Annotated in this window: 32 protein-coding genes; 17 read left to right on the top strand and 15 right to left on the bottom strand. The window is 55.0% G+C overall.

Annotation, left to right across the window (positions count from 1 at the left end):
* Together ACZ5PA_RS01225 and ACZ5PA_RS01220 are read left to right on the top strand one after the other, a co-directional pair.
* Positions 1-549: a THUMP domain-containing protein gene (locus ACZ5PA_RS01225; RefSeq protein WP_464930476.1), complete on the top strand. Its 549-nt coding sequence runs from the start codon at positions 1-3 to the stop codon at positions 547-549.
* Between the two features lie 19 nt (positions 550-568).
* Positions 569-1,126, top strand: coding sequence for an alpha/beta fold hydrolase (locus tag ACZ5PA_RS01220; protein ID WP_464930475.1), 558 nt, complete (start codon positions 569-571; stop codon positions 1,124-1,126).
* On the opposite strand, the gene ACZ5PA_RS01215 is transcribed toward ACZ5PA_RS01220, so the two are convergent.
* The gene (locus ACZ5PA_RS01215) at positions 1,123-1,971 is read right to left on the bottom strand and encodes a methyltransferase domain-containing protein (protein ID WP_464930474.1); all 849 of its coding nucleotides are present in this window, start codon (positions 1,969-1,971) and stop codon (positions 1,123-1,125) included. The two genes, ACZ5PA_RS01220 and ACZ5PA_RS01215, sit on opposite strands and share 4 nt — an antisense overlap.
* 19 nt (positions 1,972-1,990) lie before the next feature.
* Positions 1,991-2,881: a dihydropteroate synthase gene (locus ACZ5PA_RS01210; protein ID WP_464930473.1), complete on the bottom strand. Its 891-nt coding sequence runs from the start codon at positions 2,879-2,881 to the stop codon at positions 1,991-1,993.
* Positions 2,882-2,910: 29 nt separating this feature from the next.
* Here ACZ5PA_RS01210 and ACZ5PA_RS01205 point away from each other — a divergent pair, with 29 nt between their 5' ends.
* Genes ACZ5PA_RS01205 through ACZ5PA_RS01195 form a run of 3 tightly spaced genes read left to right on the top strand, consistent with a single transcriptional unit; the run spans position 2,911 to position 4,925 of the window.
* Positions 2,911-3,333, top strand: a complete 423-nt coding sequence (locus ACZ5PA_RS01205) for a hypothetical protein (RefSeq protein WP_464930472.1) — start codon at positions 2,911-2,913, stop codon at positions 3,331-3,333.
* A gap of 29 nt (positions 3,334-3,362) precedes the next feature.
* Positions 3,363-3,662, top strand: a complete 300-nt coding sequence (locus tag ACZ5PA_RS01200) for a hypothetical protein (protein WP_464930471.1) — start codon at positions 3,363-3,365, stop codon at positions 3,660-3,662.
* Positions 3,663-3,680: 18 nt separating this feature from the next.
* Positions 3,681-4,925 carry a tRNA (N(6)-L-threonylcarbamoyladenosine(37)-C(2))-methylthiotransferase gene (locus ACZ5PA_RS01195; protein ID WP_464930470.1) on the top strand — a complete coding sequence of 415 codons (1,245 nt, stop codon included), beginning with the start codon at positions 3,681-3,683 and terminating at the stop codon, positions 4,923-4,925.
* On the opposite strand, the gene metG (ACZ5PA_RS01190) is transcribed toward ACZ5PA_RS01195, so the two are convergent.
* The 5 genes from metG (ACZ5PA_RS01190) to ACZ5PA_RS01170 all read right to left on the bottom strand — a co-directional run bounded on the left by metG (ACZ5PA_RS01190) (position 4,922) and on the right by ACZ5PA_RS01170 (position 9,884).
* On the bottom strand, positions 4,922-6,637 hold the full coding sequence (gene metG, locus ACZ5PA_RS01190; protein ID WP_464930469.1) for a methionine--tRNA ligase: 1,716 nt from the start codon (positions 6,635-6,637) through the stop codon (positions 4,922-4,924). The genes ACZ5PA_RS01195 and metG (ACZ5PA_RS01190) overlap by 4 nt on opposite strands.
* 203 nt (positions 6,638-6,840) lie before the next feature.
* Entirely contained in the window at positions 6,841-7,545 is a 705-nt protein-coding gene (uppS, locus tag ACZ5PA_RS01185; RefSeq protein ID WP_464930468.1) for a polyprenyl diphosphate synthase, read from the bottom strand.
* The gene (gene metG / locus ACZ5PA_RS01180; RefSeq protein ID WP_464930467.1) at positions 7,535-7,861 is read right to left on the bottom strand and encodes a methionine--tRNA ligase subunit beta; all 327 of its coding nucleotides are present in this window, start codon (positions 7,859-7,861) and stop codon (positions 7,535-7,537) included. The genes uppS and metG (ACZ5PA_RS01180) overlap by 11 nt, the downstream gene beginning before the upstream one ends.
* Before the next feature lie 38 nt (positions 7,862-7,899).
* Positions 7,900-8,292 carry a hypothetical protein gene (locus ACZ5PA_RS01175; protein WP_464930466.1) on the bottom strand — a complete coding sequence of 131 codons (393 nt, stop codon included), beginning with the start codon at positions 8,290-8,292 and terminating at the stop codon, positions 7,900-7,902.
* Positions 8,289-9,884, bottom strand: coding sequence for a hypothetical protein (locus tag ACZ5PA_RS01170; RefSeq protein WP_464930465.1), 1,596 nt, complete (start codon positions 9,882-9,884; stop codon positions 8,289-8,291). The genes ACZ5PA_RS01175 and ACZ5PA_RS01170 overlap by 4 nt, the downstream gene beginning before the upstream one ends.
* A gap of 841 nt (positions 9,885-10,725) precedes the next feature.
* Here ACZ5PA_RS01170 and ACZ5PA_RS01165 point away from each other — a divergent pair.
* Positions 10,726-11,475, top strand: a complete 750-nt coding sequence (locus ACZ5PA_RS01165; RefSeq protein WP_464930464.1) for an HAD family hydrolase — start codon at positions 10,726-10,728, stop codon at positions 11,473-11,475.
* Here the strand turns inward: ACZ5PA_RS01165 and ACZ5PA_RS01160 are convergent.
* Genes ACZ5PA_RS01160 through ACZ5PA_RS01140 form a run of 5 tightly spaced genes read right to left on the bottom strand, consistent with a single transcriptional unit; the run spans position 11,448 to position 13,777 of the window.
* Positions 11,448-12,212, bottom strand: coding sequence for a ParA family protein (locus ACZ5PA_RS01160; protein ID WP_464930463.1), 765 nt, complete (start codon positions 12,210-12,212; stop codon positions 11,448-11,450). The two genes, ACZ5PA_RS01165 and ACZ5PA_RS01160, sit on opposite strands and share 28 nt — an antisense overlap.
* Complete coding sequence (locus ACZ5PA_RS01155) at positions 12,212-12,445, bottom strand: hypothetical protein (protein WP_464930462.1); 234 nt, start codon at positions 12,443-12,445, stop codon at positions 12,212-12,214. Before ACZ5PA_RS01155 ends, ACZ5PA_RS01160 begins: the two co-directional genes overlap by 1 nt.
* Positions 12,446-12,466: 21 nt before the next feature.
* On the bottom strand, positions 12,467-12,775 hold the full coding sequence (locus tag ACZ5PA_RS01150; protein WP_464930461.1) for a DNA-binding protein: 309 nt from the start codon (positions 12,773-12,775) through the stop codon (positions 12,467-12,469).
* Positions 12,776-12,811: 36 nt separating this feature from the next.
* Entirely contained in the window at positions 12,812-13,093 is a 282-nt protein-coding gene (locus ACZ5PA_RS01145; RefSeq protein WP_464930460.1) for a hypothetical protein, read from the bottom strand.
* Between the two features lie 15 nt (positions 13,094-13,108).
* Positions 13,109-13,777: a hypothetical protein gene (locus ACZ5PA_RS01140; protein ID WP_464930459.1), complete on the bottom strand. Its 669-nt coding sequence runs from the start codon at positions 13,775-13,777 to the stop codon at positions 13,109-13,111.
* A 136-nt stretch (positions 13,778-13,913) separates the two neighbouring features.
* Here ACZ5PA_RS01140 and ACZ5PA_RS01135 point away from each other — a divergent pair, with 136 nt between their 5' ends.
* On the top strand, positions 13,914-14,816 hold the full coding sequence (locus ACZ5PA_RS01135) for an AbrB/MazE/SpoVT family DNA-binding domain-containing protein (protein ID WP_464930458.1): 903 nt from the start codon (positions 13,914-13,916) through the stop codon (positions 14,814-14,816).
* 44 nt (positions 14,817-14,860) lie between these two features.
* Positions 14,861-15,532: a DUF1614 domain-containing protein gene (locus ACZ5PA_RS01130; RefSeq protein ID WP_464930457.1), complete on the top strand. Its 672-nt coding sequence runs from the start codon at positions 14,861-14,863 to the stop codon at positions 15,530-15,532.
* Positions 15,533-15,752: 220 nt separating this feature from the next.
* On the opposite strand, the gene ribC is transcribed toward ACZ5PA_RS01130, so the two are convergent.
* Complete coding sequence (gene ribC / locus ACZ5PA_RS01125; protein ID WP_464930456.1) at positions 15,753-16,208, bottom strand: riboflavin synthase; 456 nt, start codon at positions 16,206-16,208, stop codon at positions 15,753-15,755.
* Between the two features lie 46 nt (positions 16,209-16,254).
* Here ribC and ACZ5PA_RS01120 point away from each other — a divergent pair, with 46 nt between their 5' ends.
* The 5 genes from ACZ5PA_RS01120 to ACZ5PA_RS01100 are packed head-to-tail and all read left to right on the top strand — an operon-like array spanning position 16,255 to position 19,167.
* Complete coding sequence (locus tag ACZ5PA_RS01120) at positions 16,255-16,623, top strand: CopG family ribbon-helix-helix protein (protein WP_464930455.1); 369 nt, start codon at positions 16,255-16,257, stop codon at positions 16,621-16,623.
* The gene (locus ACZ5PA_RS01115) at positions 16,620-17,537 is read left to right on the top strand and encodes a (Fe-S)-binding protein (protein ID WP_464930454.1); all 918 of its coding nucleotides are present in this window, start codon (positions 16,620-16,622) and stop codon (positions 17,535-17,537) included. Before ACZ5PA_RS01120 ends, ACZ5PA_RS01115 begins: the two co-directional genes overlap by 4 nt.
* Before the next feature lie 2 nt (positions 17,538-17,539).
* Positions 17,540-17,839 (top strand): 4Fe-4S dicluster domain-containing protein, encoded by a 300-nt coding sequence (locus ACZ5PA_RS01110; protein WP_464930453.1) that lies wholly within the window; start codon positions 17,540-17,542, stop codon positions 17,837-17,839.
* A complete protein-coding gene (locus tag ACZ5PA_RS01105; RefSeq protein ID WP_464930452.1) occupies positions 17,805-18,182 on the top strand; it encodes a M67 family metallopeptidase in 378 nt (125 codons plus the stop codon). The genes ACZ5PA_RS01110 and ACZ5PA_RS01105 overlap by 35 nt, the downstream gene beginning before the upstream one ends.
* 7 nt (positions 18,183-18,189) lie before the next feature.
* Positions 18,190-19,167 (top strand): M24 family metallopeptidase, encoded by a 978-nt coding sequence (locus tag ACZ5PA_RS01100; RefSeq protein WP_464930451.1) that lies wholly within the window; start codon positions 18,190-18,192, stop codon positions 19,165-19,167.
* On the opposite strand, the gene dcd is transcribed toward ACZ5PA_RS01100, so the two are convergent.
* The gene (gene dcd / locus ACZ5PA_RS01095; protein ID WP_464930450.1) at positions 19,164-19,703 is read right to left on the bottom strand and encodes a dCTP deaminase; all 540 of its coding nucleotides are present in this window, start codon (positions 19,701-19,703) and stop codon (positions 19,164-19,166) included. The genes ACZ5PA_RS01100 and dcd overlap by 4 nt on opposite strands.
* A gap of 90 nt (positions 19,704-19,793) precedes the next feature.
* Here dcd and ACZ5PA_RS01090 point away from each other — a divergent pair, with 90 nt between their 5' ends.
* Complete coding sequence (locus ACZ5PA_RS01090; RefSeq protein ID WP_464930449.1) at positions 19,794-20,318, top strand: hypothetical protein; 525 nt, start codon at positions 19,794-19,796, stop codon at positions 20,316-20,318.
* A 42-nt stretch (positions 20,319-20,360) separates the two neighbouring features.
* On the opposite strand, the gene ACZ5PA_RS01085 is transcribed toward ACZ5PA_RS01090, so the two are convergent.
* Positions 20,361-20,627 (bottom strand): MoaD/ThiS family protein, encoded by a 267-nt coding sequence (locus tag ACZ5PA_RS01085; RefSeq protein ID WP_464930448.1) that lies wholly within the window; start codon positions 20,625-20,627, stop codon positions 20,361-20,363.
* A gap of 43 nt (positions 20,628-20,670) precedes the next feature.
* Here ACZ5PA_RS01085 and ACZ5PA_RS01080 point away from each other — a divergent pair, with 43 nt between their 5' ends.
* Genes ACZ5PA_RS01080 through ACZ5PA_RS01070 form a run of 3 tightly spaced genes read left to right on the top strand, consistent with a single transcriptional unit; the run spans position 20,671 to position 21,969 of the window.
* Positions 20,671-21,090 carry a methylated-DNA--[protein]-cysteine S-methyltransferase gene (locus ACZ5PA_RS01080; protein ID WP_464930447.1) on the top strand — a complete coding sequence of 140 codons (420 nt, stop codon included), beginning with the start codon at positions 20,671-20,673 and terminating at the stop codon, positions 21,088-21,090.
* A 25-nt stretch (positions 21,091-21,115) separates the two neighbouring features.
* Positions 21,116-21,349, top strand: a complete 234-nt coding sequence (locus ACZ5PA_RS01075) for a ferredoxin (RefSeq protein WP_464930446.1) — start codon at positions 21,116-21,118, stop codon at positions 21,347-21,349.
* Positions 21,346-21,969, top strand: coding sequence for an HAD family hydrolase (locus ACZ5PA_RS01070; RefSeq protein ID WP_464930445.1), 624 nt, complete (start codon positions 21,346-21,348; stop codon positions 21,967-21,969). Before ACZ5PA_RS01075 ends, ACZ5PA_RS01070 begins: the two co-directional genes overlap by 4 nt.
* The last annotated feature ends 112 nt before the right edge of the window (positions 21,970-22,081 follow it).

Raw genomic sequence — 22,081 nt, 5'->3', positions numbered from 1 at the left:
ATGTCTTTCAACCTCGTGGTGGCGACCGGCTGGAGGCAAGAACGCATGTGCATGGAGGAGCTCTACAAGATCGGCGATATCTTGGCTAAAAGAGTCAAGGGAGTTTGGTTCACTGGCTTCGACGGATTATTAACGGCCGAGGTCGAGGGCGATCCCGTCGAGTTCACGAAGTCGCTCGCGGATCTCGTGACGTCGGGATACTACGTGCCGAGGTTCGTCTTGAGGGCCACTCCTATAATGGTCGTGGTGAGGACCGACTTGGACGAAATAGCGAGGGCCGCCTCCGAGCTTGCGGCCAAACACATCGGGCCCAACGAGACGTTCAAGATAGAGCTCAAGAAGAGGGGCGTCAAATACGATAGGCTGTCGATTATAGATTACGTGGCTAGGGTCATCGATAGGAAGGTCAATTTAACTCATCCCGACAAGGTCGTCTGGATAGAGATGTTCCCCTCAAAGACCGGCTTATCGGTATTGCGCGAGGGCGACTCGTTCTCCTTAATGAGGACTAAAGTCGGCGGCGATGCCGGAGAGGGTAATAACGCGTGAGGGAGTAAGGATAAGATACGTGGAGGAGGGGTTAGGGAAGCCGTTAGTGTTGTTACACGGGTACTCGTTCAACGCCGACAACTGGATCGCGTCGGGCATAGTGCAGAGCTTGACCAGAGACTATAAAGTATACGCCATCGATATGCCGTACGGCGCCAAGTCGAAGAGCTCTAAGTTCAAGTCCAACGCAGAAGGGTACGCCAAGTTCTTGAGGGGGCTGCTCGACGCTCTTTCGTTAGACGATCCGCCGATAGTGGGCCCCTCCATGTCGGGCGAGGTGCTCATGTGGTACGTCGCGCTCGGCTATAAGACCAAGCTGGCCGTGCTCGTCGGGCCCGTGGGCTTAGATGACAAAGAGCTACAAACCGCCCTGTCCAAATACGGCGGACGCCTCGTTGCGATATGGGGGGAGAGGGACGAGATATCGCCTCCTAGCATATATGCTCCGTTATTGAAGAGAATACTCCCATCGGCCCATGTCGTCGTTATGCCCGGCGCGGGGCACCCAGCGTATTTGGACAAGCCCGGGGAGTTCGTGGAGATATTGAGAGGCCTTCTGGCAGAGATAGACTATTAGGGCTTCTCGAACACCAGAGCGTAGTGGTGGCCCAAATCGTCGTATTCGACCTCCTTGAACTCCTTGAAATACCTCTTGACCTCGTCGGGGCCTATCTTCATAAAGCTCGGAGGCCCGAAGAGAGAGCCCGGCTTGTGCTCAATCACGACGACGTGGCCTCCGCGTTTTAATATCCTCGATATCTCCTCCACGGCAGCCTTCTTGTCGGCCACATCGTGGAGGACGTTCGCCAAGACGACTACGTCCACAGCGCCTCCGGGTATGGACGTGTGGAGTATGTCCTCGTTCAACAAGACTAAGTTGGGCGCGTCTATCCTTTTCACGTGCTCGAGCGCCTCCTTGTCTATATCCACGCAATAGACCAACGAAGCTATGTCCTTGAGCACATCGCAGAGCCTGCCAGCGCCGCACCCTAAGTCGGCCGCTACGCCGCCTTTAGGTGTGTACTTCAACAAGAGCGCGTATTCGTCCTCCGAGACCCCCAAGGCGTATCCGTGGTGATGATGCCTCTCGTGGGTAGGCCCCGAGACCTCCTTGAGCTCCCCGGCTACTAACTTGGCGAGTGCCTCCTCTACGGAGCCCTCGTACACGAAGACCTTCATGCCCCACTGCCTCGCTATTTCGAAGCCCCTTGGCCCTATCTCGGCCACTATAATAGCCGTGGCGCCTCGCCTGCGCGCCTCAGCGAGCGCCGCAGCGCCTCTCGCCATCTTGGCGTACTTAGCCGGGTTCTCGAGCTTCTCCACTAAGACGTATCTACCCCCGCTCACATCGTATATCGAGAGCTCCTCGCCCTCGCCCGGGCCTTCTACGCGGCCCCTGGTTTCCGATATCGCAACCCTCATGAAATCCGTTATCTCCTAACTATTTAAGATTTCTCAAGACCTCGGCTATCCTCACGGCCTGCCAGCTCTCCCTCGGATTATGGGTCCTTACCACATCGGCCCCGTGAAGTACAGCGAGAGCCTCGGCGGCTAAGGAGCCGGGCAAAACGCCGTCGGGCGATTGGACGCCGAGAAGTCGCCTTATGAACGACTTGCGCGAGACCCCCACTAGGATCGGCTTGCCCAATGCGGCGAATTTGGACAAGTTCTTTATCACGTACAAATCCCACTTCCACCAAGGCCATCTCTCGTCGTCGTGTCTGTACTCCCCCGTCACTACATAGGGCTCATCGCGTTTCGGCAATATAGGAAAACCTATTCCGGGATCCACCACGATTCTCTCGGGGTCTATGCCGCACGAGATCGCCGTGTCTAAGCTCTCCTTCAACGCGGACAAGAGCCTATCGATTGGATCGATTCCAGGCCTCGGCTCCCTCTCTCTCGCCATCACCACGAGCGAGGCGCCGTAGTCCTTCACCACTTTGCACATATCGGGATAGAGCTTAAGGCCAGTTACGTCGTTGACTACAGATGCGCCGGCCTTCAACGCCTCCTCGGCCACTTTAGGCCTGAAGGTGTCCACGCTTATGGGCAAATCCAAGTTCTGGGCCAAGGCCCTCACCACGGGGACCACGCGTTCGGCCTCCTCGTCGGGGGGTATCCAAGTGTCCTTATAGGGGGCTGTGGACATGCCGCCTACGTCTATCACGTCGACAAAGCCGAGCCAGCTCTGCGCCAGCTTCAACGCGCTTTCGGCATCCCTTACGACAGACCCGGCGAAGAACGACTCGGGCGACGTGTTAATAACGCCCATTATCCTCACGGGATATCCCGACCCGACTGGGATCTTACCCAATAGGGCGCGCGACATGGATATAACTCGACGGAGTTAAATAAGATGTGTGGGAGGAATTGGAAGAGGCCATAAAGGGCGTTGAGGAGGCCTCCGATTACGAGAAGGCCGTCAAGAGGTTCGCCTTGGATGTTTTGAATAAATGTAAAAACGCCGAGGGCCTCGAGCTAGCTTGTTGTCTGAAGCTATTGATGGAGATTGGTATACAGATCTTGTACATGAAGCGCTTTAAGCCAGAGGCCAGAATGGACGTGCTCAAGAGGCGTAGCGAGCGGGGCGTCGCGTTCAATATGTCAATGCTCGAGAGAAGCGGCTTGCCCGGCCCCTACAAGAAGAGGATCCTCCGGACTTACCTGAAGATAGCCTCATACGTACATCCCTCGGTCGAGGCCCTACAAGGCCAACTACCCGGCGATTTGGCGTCGAAAGCAATAGAGGTTTTAGTTATGATTTACAGCTCATCTAGGTAAAAGCTTTAATTTCGCGCCATGTTTGGATTATGCAACGCATCGTCAGGACCAAGACCTTTGTCTTCGAGGCGCCAATAAGCGATGAGATAATATCCAAGCTTTCCTTGTGGGGACAAGTCGCGTCGAGAGGCCGCCTTACTGTATTCGTGATGGATTCGGGCGAGATAAAGACTAGGGTCGTAAAAGAGGACGCGCGTAATAAGGTTAGGCGGATATATATCGAGCCGTCTTGCGGATGTAAGCTTACACTCGACGAAGTGAGGGATTTCGAGCGGGATTCTTTGTATTATAAATTTATCAAATATGAGCCTTGTGATAAGCATAAATAAATAACTCGCGAGTCGCTCGTGCGGATTTACGTGGAGACCTACGGCTGTTGGCTAGCCAAGGCCGATGCCGATTTGTTACTCCAGAGGCTCGGAGGCGTTAAGGCGAACGACCCGCGCGAGGCCGACTTAGTCCTCGTGTACACCTGCGCGGTGAGGGAGGACGGTGAGGTGCGCCAACTAAAGAGAATAGGCCAACTATCGGCCGTCGCCAAAAGGCTGGTGGTGGCCGGATGCCTCGCCAAGGCGAGGCCCTACACGATAAAGCGCATTGCGCCGAGCGCAGAGCTGATATACCCCGAGCGCGTCGAGGGCGAGGCGGAGAGGTCTATGAGGGTCTTGCCGCAACACAACGGCTCGTTGATATACACCGTGCCGCTCCAAGTCGGCTGTCTAGGCAACTGCACGTTCTGCGTGACTAAATACACTAGAGGCGGGGCCGGCTATGTGAGGAGCGCTCCGCCAGATCTAGTGGTCGAGCGCGTCAAGGAGGCCGTCGCCAAGGGCGCCAAGGAGATCTACTTGACGGGGCAAGACGTGATAACCTACGGCTTCGAGGCTAGGTGGAGGAACGGCTGGAACTTGCCCGATCTCTTGGAGAGAATACTGAGGGAGGTCGAGGGCGAGTACAGGATCAGGATCGGCATGTCGGAGCCTTGGGTCTTCGGGAAGTTCGCGGATCAAATATTAGATATTGTTAAGAGAGATCGCAGAGTTTACCGATATTTCCATCTGCCCGTTCAATCGGGCAGCGACGAAGTCTTGCACAAGATGGGCAGGAGATACACGGCGGACGAATACAGAGGCTTGATCAGGAAGATAAAGAGAGAGCTCAACGACGAGGTGTTCATAGCCACCGATGTGATAGTGGGCTTTCCCGGCGAGACCGAGGAGGACTTCTGGAAGACGGTCGAGCTGGTCGAGGAGCTCCAATTCGACGAGGTCCACGTGGCCAGGTTCAGCCCGAGGCCCTTCACAGAGGCCGCCGTCATGGAGGGCCAGGTGCCAGATGTCGAGAAGAAGAGGAGGAGCAAGATAGTGTCGGAAATAGCCTTGAGAGTCGCGCATTTGAGAAACGGCATGCGCGTGGGGAGGAACGAGGTGGTCCTAGTCGACGAGGTGGACCACGGACTAGTAGTGGGGAGGACCGACGAGTATAGGCAAGTGGTGGTCAAGAGGGGGGACGGCGACGGCGTTATGGGCGAGTTCCTCAAGGTCAGAATAGCCGGCGCTGGTCCGGTATATCTATACGGCGAGATTCTCTAGTCCAACACCACTTGCTCCCACGGGTATTTCCTACTCCAGCGCTCCTCCCTCATCCTCCTCAACTCATCCAACATGGCTTCGAGCTCCCTCTTCTCCACCTTTTTGAACATGGGCTCAACTTCGCCGAGCTTCGTCCCGGGCTCAGGCGCTTTCATCGCGTCGGCCCAAGTTATGGGTTGTCCGAGCCCCATCATGGACCACAATTTCTCGATAGAGGAGGGGATCACCGGGTACAACAAGACGGCGAGCGCCTTCAGTGCGGCGTAGGAGTTGTACACCACGGTGGCCGCCTCCTCGGGCTTCTCCTTAATCAATTGCCACGGTGCACGTTGGTTTAGATATCTATTGCCCTCCCGCGCTATCTCCACGGCGTCCATTAAAGCGTCCTTGAGCTCTATCCTCTCGAAATGCGCCTCTGCGGATTTGACCCTCTCGGCGATCTTCCTCGCGAACTCCTCGTCGAGTGGCGTCGAGGGGCCAGGCGCCGGGAGGACGCCGCCGAATCTCGACTTGATAAACGAGAGGACTCTGTGGGCGAAGTTCCCTATATCGTCGTTCATGACCTTGTTTATCACCTCGATGGCCGACGCCCACGTGAAGTCCACGTCTCTATTCTCCGGCCTCATGTAGATCAACACGAAGCGCCAGTAATCGACCGGCAACAGCTTAAGCGCTTCGTCTATCCAGACGCCCCATCTCCTGCTCTTGGAGAATTTATCGCCTTCGTAGTTCAAGTACTCGGTCGACGACGTAGTAAGCCTCATCGTGTAGCCCCCGCCGTTTGCCAAGATCAAGGCGGGGAGTATTATCACGTGGAACGGTATGTTGTCCTTGCCGACGAAGAAGACCGCCTTGGTGGATGGGTCGAGCCAATATTCTTTCCACTTCTCCAGTTGTCCCTTCCTCTCGAAGTACTCCTTAACCGCCGAGATGTAGCCGAGGACGGCCTCGAACCACACGTATATGGTCTTGCCCTCAGCGCCGGGGAAGGGTGCCGGTATGCCCCATTTGTTGTCCCTAGTGATGGACCTGGGCTTTAGCCCCTCGCGGAGTATGCCCAAGGCCATTTCCCGAGCGTTGGGCGGGAGCTCGTTGTTCCCCTCGACGTATTTCTTGACCTCCTTCTCTATCTTGGGTAAATCGAGGTACCAGTGCTTAGTCCTACGCCACTCCGGCCTCGCCCCGCATACGGCGCATCTGGGCTCTACGAGGAGCCGCGGCTCCAGCAACCTGCCGCACCTCTCGCATTGATCCCCCCTGGCCCTATCGTAGCCGCAATAAGGGCATTTGCCTATTATGAACCTATCGGGCAGGAATATCTTATCGTTGGGACAATAGGGGAGCTCCTCTTCTCTTATAAATACATATCCATTTTCATATATTTTTTTAAAGAATTCTTGCACAAATTTTATATGAGTATCACTATGAGTATGTGTATATAGATCGAAGGATATATTCCACCTCTTGAACAACTCTGCGACGATTTCGTGCATCCTCATCGCGTAGTCGCCTGGGTCCACCCCCAGTTGAATGGCCTCTACCTCAATAGGCGTGCCGTGCATGTCGGAGCCCGACACGAAGACGACGTCGTGTCCCTTCATCCTCAAATAGCGGGCATACACGTCCGCCGATAGGACCGAGCCTATCATGTTGCCCAGATGCGGGACCGACTGGACATAGGGCCAGGCGGAGCCTATGACGTATTTGGCCACGATATTCAGAACGCTGGTTTATTTAATCTTACGCGACGCCTTAACTCGGTCGCGCGGAGAGTCCTCTGCTATGCGCCCGACCGCTTCAGAGCTCTACAAGGCGTCGAGATCCCATGTCGTCCCTGCGCCGCGGCGGCTAAGACGTCGAGGCGGCTGCTTGCAGTTATGCAGACTCGCCCGCGAACTGGACGCGACGCGGAGGGCTATCTGCCGAATCGCCTTTGTCTTTGCGCGTACTCCTGCAAGACCTCTCTCAAGTCCTCCCTCTCCACCTCTGGCCAGTATTTTTCGAGGAAGAAGAGCTCGCTGTAGGCGGTCTGGTATAATAGAAAATTGCTTATCCTCTTCTCGCCGCCCGTCCTCAGAACTATGTCGGGCTCTGGATATTTGAGGTGCGACGTATCGAGGCATTGGAAAAGGGAGCTCTCGTCGATTCTCTCCAGCTTCACCTCGCCGCTCAGAATTCTCTTAATACATCTGACGAGCTCTGCCCTCCCGCCGTAGCCCAAGGCCAACGTGAGGTCGTAGTCGCCGTAGGAGGAGGTCGCGTCCTCCAGCCTCTCCATCTCAGCCACGAGGTCGCGGGGCAGTAGGCTACGATCGCCGATGAACTTGACCCTTATCTTGTTCTCGTGGATTATGGGGTCCTCCAAAGTCCTCCTTATCTCGTCCTTGAATATCTTGAACAAGACTTCGAGCTCCGCTCTACTCCTCTGTAGATTCTCCGTCGAGAGCGCGAAGAACGTCATGTGTCTAATATCCCTATATTCGAGCACCCAAGTGGCGAACTTCCTAACCTTCTCTACGCCGCGCTTATAGGCCTCTATCAACGAGAGCCCGTACTTCCGCGCATATCGCCTATTGCCGTCCGGTATAACCGCTATATGCCTCGGTAGATTAGCAGACATGCTCCCCTACGTGTTCGTCTGAGGGGTCGAGGATAGTCAAGAGAGTCGGCTTATCGCATGTGGCCAAGAGCATGCCTTGGCTCTCGTACCCCATCAGCTTCTTCGGCTGTAAGTTCGCCACGACCACCACGTATTTGCCCACGAGGGCTTCCGGCTGGTAGTGCTCGGCTAAGCCCGCTATTATCTGGCGTTTTTCAGCCCCCAAATCGACGACTAGCCGTATCAGCTTTCTAGACCCCTCTATTCTTTGCGCCTCCAGAACTTTGCCGACTCTTAGATCTATCTTCTTAAACTCGTCGATGCTGATAAGGCTCACGAAAAGGGGTTCCGAAATGTATATAAACGTTATCTCGTCTAGAGCTTTAAGTCTTTGTAAGCAGGCCCCACGGCGTATACCACAACGCCCTTGAGGGACACGCCTTCTTTGGCCTCGTAGGTTATCTGAACCGCCACCCCTTGCACTATATGCGCGTAAGCGATCCTCTCGACGAAGCCGTTCGTGATCCTCTCCTGGACAGGCGTCACCGTGGCGAAGTCGTCGCCGCTGGCGGCCAAGTACACGTCAAGCCTCTGGAGCACGCCATCTGCAGACACCTTGCACTCAACGAACACGGGCCCATCCGCCTTCCTCAGCTCCACGGAGGCGCCCATTTTCCTCAACTTCGAGACGACCATGGTCACAGTTGAGACTACTTGGTCCCTGTTGGGTAGCGGAAGTATCAAGACGGCGGGCGGCGCCGATATCATGAACTGCTGAACTTCCTCCTCTTTAACTTTAACGCCACGACCACGGCGTATGCCGAAGCGGCTGCAATGCCATAGCTCGCCGCCATTATCGCCGGAATTCCCAAGACGCTCCCAACGACGGCCACAGCCACCACGTTGGAGTAGTTGCCCTCCACGTACTGATTACCGCCATAATACGCCTTGACCTCGTAGGAGCCCGGCGCGCCAAGCGATATGGAGAGCGCCTCCTTGGATTCGTTCACATACTTTATAAAAGTATAATTATTTTTCCCATTAATATTAATGAAGTATATATAAATATATCCATTTACTATAGGGGATTTAGTATTTATATCTATATATATTATAAATGGGTTGTTCGGCAAAGCTTGTTTGTAGGGTATGCTGAGCGTTACGGTCGAGGGGTTCTTCAAGACTTCCACCGAGAGCGCTGAATTACACGGCGTATACCTATCATCGCCTTTGAATAGCGCCGTTATGATGTGCGCACCTGTTGAGTTGAACGTTATGGGAATCGACGTAGATGTGCCGACGTATTTGCCGTCTACGTACACCTCTGGGATCACTGTGGAGTTCGCCACGAGCAGATACCTCCGCAACACGTACACCTCGGTGGAGTTGAGAGATAAGGAGATAGAACATTTGGCCCTCTCGACGATCACGTAGAACGAGTACACGCTGTTGGAGTAGTTGCTGGAGAGGCTCTGGAACGACGCGGTCACGTTGAATAGTCCGCTTCTGGGCGGGCTCCAGTACGTCTGGACGCGCGCACCCTGCGCTGAATAGATCAACGTCCCGTTGATGTATATCGAGATAATTCCGGGGACTTGGGGCTGCGCGGCGACTGAGATGGGCACCGAGGAGCCGTATACCGCCCTCGTGGGGGCTTCGACTATTAACGAGACCTTAGCGCTTCGGACCACTAACAAGGACGTGGCGCTGACGGGGTAGAGGTCCTGCGTGCCCGGGAAAACTATCGAGATCTCGTAGGTGCCCGCCGGCAACTTGGGCAGTTGCAAAGTGGTGAGCCCGTTTACGCCGATCTGCGCGGTGTAGTTCCCCACGGAAATCACGAGGGTCGCAGGTATCGGCCTCCCGTAGACAAATAAGCCGACCGTCATGTTGGGGGTTTCCCCGTACGTCGCGGTTATACTCCTCGGCGCTATCAAGACGGGCATGGACTTAGACACGACTATTGTGACGTTCGCGCTCGCCGGCAGGAAGTTGTTGTTGGATGGGACGAAGACGACCCTAAGGGCGTGGACACCTGCGCCGAGCTTTAGCGTGTCCACTACGTCGCCAAAGGCGTTGTTGTCAACGAAGTACTTCACCACGCCGACAGGAGCAACCGTCGAGTTGAGCAATGCTTTCAAGACGAGGATTTGTCCGTATGAGGCCACGACTACCTGCTTCGCGATCGACCCGTTCACGTATACCTCGACCTTCACGGGCGCTGGCAAGATCTTGAACAAGACGCTGGAGTTCGAGCGCGTCGTGTTCGCCGTCTCCGCGGCCACTACCGTTAAGTTATAAGTCCCCGCGTCGAGCGCAGGCAACTTGAGCTGAAACGGAGTCGTGCCCGTAGCAACCAAGGAGCCATTAATGTATACACTTATATTTAAATTATACTCATTATTAAATATAAATGTCTTTATATTTAAATATGATGTTAAACCGTATATTATAGTATTATTTATATTAATAGCTATGCGTGGGATGGCTTTCAATATTGAGATGCTCGAGTTGAGTAGCACTAGGCCGTTTTGTTCCAGCACAAGCCTATAATCGCCTGCAGGTAGGGCGAATGGGGGTATAGTCACCGTCGAGGTGACCGGTATCTGTAAAGGCCCTATCACGGCGAGGCCGAGCCCGCGCAGAGGCGGATCGAGGGTTATATTGAGCCATTGACCGTAAGAAGTTTTATTAGTGTTTATAGAAGGTGATACAATATAAGTAAAATTAATATAATATGTATTATTTGTTATGATAATATTATATAATCCGGAATAAGGCGGACTATAGGGTTCCCCTATAATCCATTGTGTATTATTAATATATTCCTTTAAATTTAAGCAATTTGATGTAATATTTATATATATTTTATTTGTAAAATTTAGTGAATTATATAATATATTACATACATTCTCAACCCTCAACGACTTCGACGTGCCGTTGACGTTCACGACGACTTGATCTCCGGTTGGGTATATCCCGTATATCGCTATGTTTTCAATAAATTTCTTATAAATTATTATTGCATTACTTATAGTTATATTTGTATTATTAAAATTTACATTATTTTTAAAATAAATTGTAAGATTTGTATATGTATTTAAATTAACTACCTCAGGCGTTATCTTGAAGGAAGTGGCTTGATTGAACAAGTCCAGAAACGGCGTTTGGGCATAAATAGTCATGCTAATCATTAGTACGATGAGCAAGGCCATCACCTTCGACGTGTGGGGCACGATACTGCCCGTGGAGCCCGCTATAAAGGTTGTCGCCGACGTGCTCTCCAAGGCGTTAGGGGGCAGAGTCCAGTGGAGCTCCGTGTATTCCTTCGTGCAAGAGGAGAGACGGGCCTTGAAGCTGGCCCGTAGGGAGAGGCAAGAGTTCATCCCTCCGACGTACAACCTTTACAAGATAAAGAAGAAGCTCAAAGAGCGCGGGATCGCGGCTGACTTCGACGTGTACGAGGTGCAGAACATGATAGACCAAGCTGTGAGCGGGCTCGACATAAAGCCTCATCAAGACGCGGTGGAGGCGCTAAAAGCGGCCAAGGACGACGGCTATAAAACCGGCGTGGTCTCGAACGTACTCCTCTGGAGGTCCAAGGCGACTAGGGAGTTGCTCGCAAAGCTCGAGATAGCCGATCTGCTCGATGCCCAGATATACGCCGACGACGTCGGTTCCGTAAAGCCGAGCCCGCGTATATTCGAGATGGCCCTCACCGTGTTGGTAGGCGACATGATACCGGACGTCTACGTCCACGTCGGCGATGATTTCTATGAGGACTTCATAGGGGCTCTGATGGCCGACTACCAGGCGGTTCTAGTCGATAGGAACGGTTCCTATATTAAAAAGGAATACCACGAGGCGGTCCCCTGTAGGGCCTATATAGTACGCGACTTGAGGACGCTCGGCTTGATCACGCATCAAATAGAGAGCTGTGTCGCCAGGTAGCGCATATAGGCCAACATAGCGGCTAGCCCCGGGGACTCCTCAGGCCTAAGCTTCAACGACTCTATCTCGAGGGCTTGCCTAGCGGCCTCGAAGGAGGGGTCCGCCGGTATTATGTGGGGCTCCTCGCCGAAGTGATCCCTCACTATAGCCGGCCAATCCCGCCCGTAGATGGGCGTCACGTCGTAGCCCTCCACGTACATGTTAAGCACAGGCCTCAGCGTCTTGCCCCTCAGAGCCTTGGCGACTCCGGCCGCCGTGGCTATCGACGAGATGTCGGGCGTCACGACCGGCACGACGAAGTCGAGTAGCCCGGACAAGACCGTGTCGTGGCCTGTGGGCGGCGAGTCTAATATCAACGCCAGCGGATTTAGCCTAGCCTCTATTTGCTTTATCAATACGCTGAGAAGCCTGGCGGATAGGACGGTGGGCTTATTGAAGAAGGCGAAGACCACGTTGAATTCGTCTTGCTGGAGTTGCCAACGCCTTAAGTAAAAGGATTGGAGCACGTCGACGAGCTTGCCGTCGAAATATTCCGAGAGGCTCGCAAAGCCTTGTGCGCTATGAGTGCCCAGGAACAACATAGCCGCCGTGCCGACGCCCGGCGTCATGTCTATCAGCACGACGGGGAATCGGGTCTTCTTCCTCAACGAGTACGACAACACTACCGCCGCGTTGACCGCAAGAGTGGTCTTGCCGGTGCCGCCCTTGAGACCTGAGATAAAAGCTATGGTCTTCATCAAATCTCCGGGGGCTGTATAGGCCTTTTCTTGAGCTCATCAGGCGTGGGCCTCTTCGTCTCTTGACGCCGCTCCTCGGCCTCGCCTCGCGCAGGCCTTCTCTGCGGAATCAAGATCAAGACAACGCCGACTACGTATATAGACATGCCCAGTATAGTGGGGAGAGAGTCCCGCGTTGCCGCGAGTATCAACACCGCTATCGCTGTGAGCAAGACGCCGATATATTGTCTCACGCGATGCTAAAAAAGAGGTAATTAAGTTCTTTCAGCCACGATAATAGCACGTCTCACTATATCACACACGGCGTCCATGTCGCCTCTGGAGGCGGCTTCCCAGAGCGGCGAGCCCCTTCTGAGTATGTACTTCTTGCCTATTTTCTCTATGAGTCCCTGCGCCAGAAGGGCCTCGCATATGGCCGCTACTCTTAACGTGACAGATCGGGTAGTCCTGTACTTCTCCTCCGACCACCTGGAGACATCGCCCACTGTAAAGCTGACTACGTTCCCTCTCGCTCCCTCCACCAGCTTGGCTAGGTATCGTCCTAGTATCTCGCAAACCTCCACGAATAGGGCCTCAATATCTAAATATATAGTTTTCCTTCAACGGGCACTATATATCAACCTCCCCTCGTCGTCTAGGCGCTTTCTTATCCTCCCCGACTTGGCCAACGCATCTATGGCCCTCATGAGATCAGCCGTGGTGTAACCCTTGGCTTTGCCCCATTCGAAGAGCTCCTCCTTTGCTACGTATCCTCTACTCGATATGAAGCCGTACACGACATCCGCAACGCCTTCGGGTTTAACCGATGGCTTCTCGGGCTGTTCGCCGCCTAGGAAATCCAATAAACTCCCCTTCTTTCGCTCCTCCTTCCGCCTTGCCATAATGGAATATTTGTCTTAATTATTTTTCTGCACTAGCCTCTCTATAGCGCGCGACGCACATCCTGGGTCTAGTTGCGCTATTCCGAGCGGTTTCTGCGGCTTGGCGCATTCCCTCAACCACTCCGGCACGTCGTCGACGTAGGCGATGCCCCCTATAACGGCTCCCCTCTCGTCGAGCGCACGGGCTATGGGATCGCCGGCGTAAACTAAGAGCTTGCCGTCCTTTTTAGCTAGGCCCACGTCCACAGCCAACGCCACAAGCGACTTGAAGGCGACGTTGTTGACCCAGCCCGACGGAGATATCTCCGAAAGCCTCTTGTTCAAGGCCTCGAGCAACTCCTCGGGCTTAACGGCGCGTCGCTCCTCGAGAAGCTCGGCCAATATGCGATATTGGGTCAACGCAGCGCGGAGGACCGGGTGGAAGGCGGCAGGCCCGACGAGCTTATACGCGGTGAGTAGATCATAAGCCGACTTAGTCGGCGTAACTGCCTTGCCCGAGACGGCCACTAAGCCTAGTCTCTCCAAGAACCTCGTTATATCTCCCTTGCCTTTCCCGAAATCGAGTTGCTCCTCCTTCAGCTCGTCTATAGTGGCGGATCCCCTCTGCACTAAGAATTGTAGGTACCGCTCGATTCTCTCGAGCCTTATAGGCGGAAAGGGGATGCTCCTCTGTAGGTGGAACATCGCGGTAGGAGGTCCTCATGAATAAATGGAAGGGCTTTGCGCAGAGTTATACCCGGATAATCCCAGACTATGAGTCTACGAAGCTATAAGGCTTATACCTAAGTAATGTTTATTAGACTCGAAACTTCATAGATCTATGGAGATTAGGAAGTTAATAAGAATAGGTGAGAGGTCCTACGGCATAACTCTTCCTAGAGAGTGGGTCGAGTCTAATCAGTTAAAAGTAGGCTCGCCTCTGAAAGTTTTGGCAGAGGCGAACAAGATCTTGATACTACCCGCCACGTCCGAGAGGGCCGCGTTCATAGCGACCTTGAAGGAGAAGGACGTCGAGACAGCCTTGAGGGACATCATAGCGTACTACATAGAGGGCGTGGACGAGATAGAGGTGGAGTCCAATAACATCTCAGCGCTGGTGAGCAGAATAGAGGGCAAACTGCCCGGCGTCGTGGCGCTCGAGTCTGAGGGCAAACTCAAGCTTAGGATAGTCACCAAGGAGGACGTCAACGTCGACGAGGTGGTGAGAAGCATGTACACCACGGTGATGGCTATGTTCCACCTCTTCCTTGAGTTCGTGAGAGGGCGGGATCAAGAAAACGCCAAGGAGCTCTTGCGCATGGACGACCAGCTAGATCGCCTCTACTTCCTATCGCTTCGGATCATCAAGAAGAACGTCTATCAAGACCCCCAGAGCTTCGTGGACTACGTCATAGTAGTTAAGAACTTGGAGCACATGGGCGATGCGCTCGACAGAGCCACCAACTACCTGTTGCAGAACAAGGTGAGTTGCCAGAAGGAGCTCGCCGAGGAGTTCGAGCTTCTTCAGAAATACGCCGAGGGGGCCGCCAAGTCCTTCCTAGAGGGCTTGCACGAGGGGGCCTTGAGGGCTATATTGGAGCGGGAATCGGTTTTTAAGAGGCTCTTAGCCCTATCCACATGCGAGGGGGTTGCGCCTGTGATGCACGAAGCCATGCTGATAACCGCGCTAGCCGCCGATATAGCGGAGGCGGCCTATTCGAAGTACATACGACGAAGGGCGTAAGGGGTTCCGGCCGCGTCATATTCTCGCCGCCCTTCACGGGCTTGATGGGGATCATCTACGCCGCTTTTGCTCTGCTCCTGATGCCGTCGTATCTGACAGGCCTCGCCGCCGTGTTGCGCACGATAGGGGTCGGCGTAACGGCCTCGATAGCTATCGCATCGGCCTCGACCCTCTTAAGCCTTTTGACGAGCCCCCTACACGTCGTGATATATACAACGAGGAGGAGAGTCTACTACCCAACCGTGGGTATTATATACTTCTTCGGATTGCCAGTGCCCGTTCCTCAAATAGCGGTCCAAGAAGAGGTGGCCAGACTCGCCGTCAATGTAGGAGGCGCCCTAGTGCCCGTCGCATTGTCCACCTACATGCTGGCCATGTTGCCTCCCCTTTACGCTCTGGGCGCTACGGCGTCGGCCCTCGTAGCGTCGGTTCTCGTCTACTACATGAGCAGAGTAGTGCCCGGCGTCGGGGTGGTGACCCCTGGGTTTCTGCCCCCGCTAGCGTCCTTGTTGCTCTCGCTCTGGGCCGGCGGGCTGACGCCCGCCGTGGCCTACATCGTCGGCGTCTACGGCACCTTGCTCGGAGCCGATGTCTATAACATAAGGAAGATCTTGGCGCAGATGCCGCCCCTCGCCTCGATAGGCGGCGCCGGCGTATGGGACGGGATATATCTCACCGGCATTATGGCGGCTGTCCTCGGGCTGATAGTCAGATAGAAAGTACGGGCGGTCATGCGCTTGCCAGGGGGGTACGCCGGGGCATCAACCGCCCGTTGACAGCAACGTCTTGTGACTATATATGGCTTTCTATTGATATAAGTAAAATAATTTATCCATTAATATTATTAATTTTACTATTAATATTGTATTAGGGAAGACGCCGTATCTATTTGTACATAAATGAGGCCATAATAATAATAATTGTACGTTTCATTTTCTATATAATAGGTCCTACGTCCGGGCGTCCTTGCCTAAGCCCCATCCCCGCGAAACGCGTGAGGTCTCCTCTCAACAAGGCGATCAAGTTCCTGGCGTGTTTCCTGGCTCTATCTATCGCTATCGATTTCAACTCCCGTTCGTCGGAGGCCTCATCCTCATGTACCGTCACATCGAGTATTAAGACGTCCATGTGTATCTGGAGCTCTATAAGCCCTATCGACATGGCCAAGTAGCTCAGCTTATCGGTGAGCGTGGGACCGACCCAGCCTAGGACCAATAAAGCCGTGCAGCCCTCCTCCGCCAGCTTCTTGGCGCCCCATATGGTGTTCTTTATCCCCGGCACGGTTATCCTCTTGATCCGCACGTCGGGAGCTACGCTCTTTATCTCGTCTATGGCCTCCGAGGCCATGTCAACTCTGGCGAACGTGGTGTCGACCACCCCGATACAGTCCATGAAAGCCGACCGCAATATTAATTATATACTAAATCGTCGTCAATACATGAAGCGATTCGGGATATCGTTGCCCGAGGAGCTCGCAGTCGAGGTGGACAAGATCTCGAGAGAGCTCGGCGTCACGCGCAGCGCCGTGGTGGCGCAGGCGGTGTCCGCATTTGTGCAACTCTACTCGAAGCACCTCAAGGAGGGACACCTCTGCCTCGGCGCGATCCTCTCACTTGCGGAGAGCACGGAGGCTGTGGGCCATATAATGGAACAGTACAAGGACCTGATAGCCAGCTACTCGCATATACATATAGGGGATAGATGTCTCTCTGTCTTTGTCGTGCACGGAGACGGGAGAAGAGTGGGCGAGTTCCTCATGGGGCTGTCGGAGAGGGCCGTCAAGACCTTGTTCACGCCTCTGGAATGATGGAGGATTGGATACGTTCTCTCAAGGGCGTTCTGGTCGAGAGCTTGAGGCGCAACAAGCTCCCGCTCCCGGTGGATAGGTCGTACTGTAGCAGATGGGCCGACGGGCTGCCCGAGGGCGGCAAGCGCGTGCTCTACACGTCGTGTATGTACCAGCTGGCGCCCTTGATAGCCCGCGCCGTGGATATGTTGGAGAGGACCGGCGCCACGTCCGGAGGCATCAAGGCCAAGGTCGCCGCAATGGGAGCCAGGCTATTGGGCGGGCTCGTGTTGAAGCCCTCCGAAGAGGAGCTGAGGAGGGCAGAGGGCATACTCAAGAACATAGCCAATATGTTGGCCAAGGCTAACGTCCAGTTCGGGGTTTTGAAGGACGAGCCGTATTCGGGCGCTCTCTTATACGAGCTGGGCTTCGTTGACGAGTTCGCGGAATACGCGCGCGAGGTGTATAGGTATTTCAAGGAGCGCGGCGTAGAGGAGGTGGTGACGGTGGATCCCCACACTCATCACGTACTGGAGAAAGTGTACCCCGAGTTCGTGGACGGCTTCGACATAAAGGTAGTGAGCTATATGGACCTCGTCAAGCCCTCGAGGGCTAGCGTGAACAAGGTCGTGGTGCACGACTCCTGCCTATATGCGCGATATCTCAATAGATACGACGTCTACAGGCGGATATTGGACTCGGTGGGAGTTACGCATGTGGAGGACCCCTACGTGACGGGCAAGGCGTATTCGGGCTGTTGCGGGGGCCCAATAGAGTCGGTAAAGCCGGACGTGGCCAAGGAGGTCGCCAAGATCCGCGTGAGGCAACTCGCTAAGTTGTCCGACGTCGTCGTGGTCGTGTGCCCCATCTGCTACGTCAATTTGTCGCGGGCAGGCGGCGTCAAGATATTCGACCTCGCCGAGATAATATCATAGCGATGTTAGATGCCCTCGCCGAGATAGATAGGTGCGCTAGGTGCGGCTTCTGCGAGGCCGTGTGCCCCACATACAACGCTTTAAGGATGAGGCACTACGGCCCTCGGGGAAGGCTCCGGATGGCGCGGGCGGCGCTCGCCGATGTCGGAGTCTCGGACTTCGTCCTTGAGAGCTTGGCCACATGTCTGCGTTGTAGGGCTTGCGAGCTTGTGTGCCCGGCCTCTATAAGGATAGTCGATGTCATCGTCGAGGCCAGGAGGAGGCTCTATGAGAATCCCCCGAGAGCTCGTCGACGAGCTTAAGGCTAGGTGCGATCCCGGCGAGGAGTGCGCCGCCTTGTTGTTCGGCGTAGGGGATTCGGTCAAGGCGTGGAGGTGGATGCGGAACGTGGCCGAGAGCCCTATTGTGTTTAAGCTCGACCCCGAGGAGGTCTACGCTGCCCTTAAAACCGCCGAGGAGGCTGGGTTGGAGTTAATCGCATTATTCCACACCCATCCCGGCGCCCCCGTCCCGAGCCCCGTAGATGTTAAGTATATGAAAATGTGGAGGGTCGTCTGGGTGATAGCCAACGTCTACACAGCCGAGTTGAGGGCGTGGAGGCTAGCCGGAAATCGCTTGGAGGAAGTTGATATAGAGGTGTTTTAGTTCCGATGTGCTCGTGGTGACTAACCCGGTCAATATACGCTATTTCGCCGGAGTTGAGCTAGAGGCGTACGAGAGGTTCGCCGCGTTGGTCATATGCAACGCCGGGAGAGCCTTCGTTGTGCCCAAGCTCGATGAGGCTCGCGTCCCCGGCCCTGCCTTCGCCTACTCCGACGGCGAGGATCCAGCCGATGCGTTGAGGAGAGCCGCCGAGATGTGCGGCGATCGTGAGGTCGAGGTAGACGGGAGCACTACCTTGAGGGCTTGGGAAGTGATAAAGAGAGCCCTCGGCGTAACCGCCTACAAGATAGCCGACGATTACATAAACAGCTTGAGGTCCGTGAAACGCCCCGAGGAGGTGGAGAGGATCGCGAAAGCCGCCGAGATCATAAAGGAGGTCGTGGCCGAGGCATATGCCGAGCTCCGCCCCGGCATCTCGGAGAGGGAGGCCGCGGCCTCTATTTACTTGAAATTAGTCGAGAAGGGGTTACGGCCAGGCCCCATCTTGGTCCAATTCGGCGAGAACACGGCGTTGCCTCACCAGAGCCCTACCAGCAGAAAGCTGGGCGAGGGCGACGTGGTGATAATTGACGTGACCGCCGCCTATGATGGGTACTACGCCGATATAACACGCACGTTCGCCTTCAGAGGCGAGCCAGCGGGATTCCAAGAGGTCTACGCGGCCGTCTCGGAGGCGCAGAGGGCGGCTATAGCCACGGCGAGGCCGGGCGTCAGCGCCGGCGAGGTCGACGAGGCTGCCAGATCGGCGTTGAGGAGGCACGGGCTGGGTCAGTACTTCGTGCACAGGACTGGGCACGGGCTCGGCCTCGAGTTCCACGAGGCGCCGAACATAGCCCCCGGCGAGCCCTACAAGCTTAGAGCGGGAAACGTCTTCACGATTGAGCCCGGGGTGTATCTGCGGGGCCGCTTCGGCGTTAGGATAGAGGACGACGTAGTGGTGGAGGACAAGGGGAGTAGAGTGCTCTAGCACTCGTCCTTAAGCCCCTTGGGCGGCGTGACGCCTCTTTGGCCTAGATACGCGCCGAGGTATTTGGCGGATCCCTCGGCCTTCGCTAGGATCAAGTGGAGGAAGCGGAGGCCCGGCCTTAGGACCACGGTGTTGGGGGACTCGTTCACCACCTCTATGGTTATATTGCCCTCGAAGCCCGCGTCCACCACCGTCGGCGGTATGACGAGGCCGTACCTGGCCAAGGTCGAGCGGAGGTTGGCCAAGCCCACGACGTCCTCCGGCATCTTGACGTACTCCTCGGTGGTCAACAAGACGAAGTTGCGAGGCGGTATGGCTATCTCCTCGGCGTCTTTGACTATTCTGAAATGCCTCCTCGCCTCGCCCTCGGCCAAATCGCACGGCCTTATGGCGGCGCCCTCGTAGGCGTATATGGCGTATTCCCTCCCTATGCGCAGATCGAGGCCGTTCTCCCTCACCGTGTCGGGGCGGAGCGGGTCGACCGACAGTCTGCCCGAGGAGATGAGCTTCTTGATCTCGTCGCCTGCCAGTATCATGCTTTAAGAGTCCCAGGAATTTAACCGCCAACACGTCGCTGGGGCCATTATCTAAGAGATATCTTTATATTATAGGTTTCAGCTATTTCCGTGTTTGAACAAATATTGAACGTTAAGGGCTCTATCATCGCGTCGTGGGCATTTATGGTCCTCATCGCTGCGTTAATCGCCTTAATGGCGTCGGGGAGGCCTAAAGGCTCGGCGAGGCGTTGGCTGGGGGATTTCCTCGTGAGGTGGGGGCTAGCCGGGCTCTTCTTGTGGTTTCTCTTCTTCGCCCTCTGGGCGCTCAGAGAGGTCTTGGCCCAGAGCTCCGTCCTCCCCGTGGGGCCGCTACAAGGCTTCATCGAGAACGCGACGTTGTGGGGCGTCGTGCTCACGGGCTTTCTGACGATCGCGTTGTTCGGAGGCACTCTGTTCCTCCAAGCCATATTTTCCAAATCCGAGGTGCCGGAGGGCGTTGTGTATTACCGCCAGGAGGTGCTCATGACGCCCCAAAAAGTGGCGGCGAGGATGGTGGTCTTGCAGATGCCGGAAGAGCCCGTCGAGATAAAGGAGGAGCAAGCCGCGAAAGTTCAAGCAAGCGCCCAATTGCCGAAACGCAAACGCATCGGTTAAGCTCGGCGCAAGACCGGCCTTGGCGCTCCCCTCCTAGGCCTATTACCCGCCGTGTATATAGGCCAGTATTAGGACCGTGTCGTCCGCTTTAAGCGCAGTGTCCAGCCCCGAGAGCAGCCTTATATCCACGTCGTTGACTGCTATATATATGTCCGGATACAACTTGCCCTTACTTCTCACTATCCTTTCGTATAATTTCGGCATATCCCTGAGCTTCTCGATGAGCTCCCTCACGTTGGCCGCCTCTATTTGGAGCTCTCTCCTGCCCGCTAAAAACGCCAAGACGCCTGCGAATATCACCTTCGCCACGTAGACTATGGCGCGTAAAATAATTTGTTCCAAGTACGGCCCGGTGTCTCTGGCGCTTAGGGGGAATAGGATCGAAGTAGTCGATCGTTGCGAGGCATACGTCGAGTTGTCGGAGTTTGTCAAACACGTTAAGCTGGATCCCCGAGACCCTCTTATCCCCTTGCTCGGCATAAGGCGCGGCTCGGCCACCTCTTACAAGTTATTTGCATCGGCGATAGGCAAAAGCCCTCGGGCGGTCGGTCGCCTCCTCGCGGGCAACAAATACCCCGTTATTCTGCCCTGCCATCGCGTCGTCAGATCGAACGGAGCCCTCGGCGGATACACCTACGGCGTAGGGGTTAAAAGGGCCCTCTTAGCATACGAGGGCGTAGCGCTATGCGGCGATAGGGTATGCGAGCTCTCGCCGTTAGAGGACGTCGGCGATATAACAGAGGCGTTGTTGAGGAGCTTGGGGCTGCAATGATATATAATCTGGATAACGGACTGCCATGGTCGTCAGAGTGAGGATAGACAGAGGCAAATGCGTCGTCGCTCATTTCTGCCTATTCTACGCGCCTACGGTCTTCGTGCCCGTTTTGCCGGAGGGCAAGCCCGCCATCGTGGAGCAATACCGAGTCGATGGCAAAATAGAGGAGGGGATGGTGCCAGACTCCCTTTATGATGCCGTAAAGGAGGCCGAGAGGAACTGCCCCTCAGGCGCTATTAGGGTCTATAGGGAATGAAGTATAGAGCCGTTATCTTGGACGTAGACGGCGTCTTGACAAGCTTTAGGTCGGCTTGGAAGAGGCTCCACGAGATCCTCGGAGTTAACGCGGATCTGAACAGAGTCTTGTACGAAAAGAGGTATATAGACTACGTGGACTGGGCCATCGCCGATGTGGCCCTATGGCGCGGCGCGCCTAAGTATATCGTCGAGTCCTTGTTCAAGCCGAGGGAGGGTTTCGAGGAGCTCTGCGACGTCCTAAGGCGTAGCTCGGTCTTCAGAGTCGCCATATCGGCTGGCGTGGGGTACACCAGGAGGCTGTCCCGTTGCTTCGACGAGTTCCACGTGAACGACTTAGTGTACGAAGACGGCTTAGTCTCGGGCGTGGTGGTCTCTGTCACCGACACAAACAAGGCCGAGATAGCCGAGTCCGTCCTATCGAGGCGGGGCATCTCATTGAAGGAGTCCGTAGCGGTTGGCGATAGCGAGACCGACCTCCCGTTGTTAGAGAGGGCCGGCTTTGCCATAGCCTTCAACCCCACGAGCGAACGGGTGGCGAGGGCCGCGCACGTGGTGTTGCGGTCGCAGAGGCTATACGTCCTCGCCAAGTATTTATCGAGTCTACTTCTTCCCGAGTAGTTCTATTTAGGTTAATTATCTATTATGATAGATTGTGCCTAAACGATTCGTAATTCTAGTTTTCTATATTTTAAATTGACCTAAGATTATTTATTTATTTTACTTTTAAGAA

This window comes from Thermoproteus thermophilus (assembly GCF_055392855.1).
Note: the sequence above shows the minus strand (reverse complement) of the source record. Positions and strands in the feature narration are given on the sequence as shown.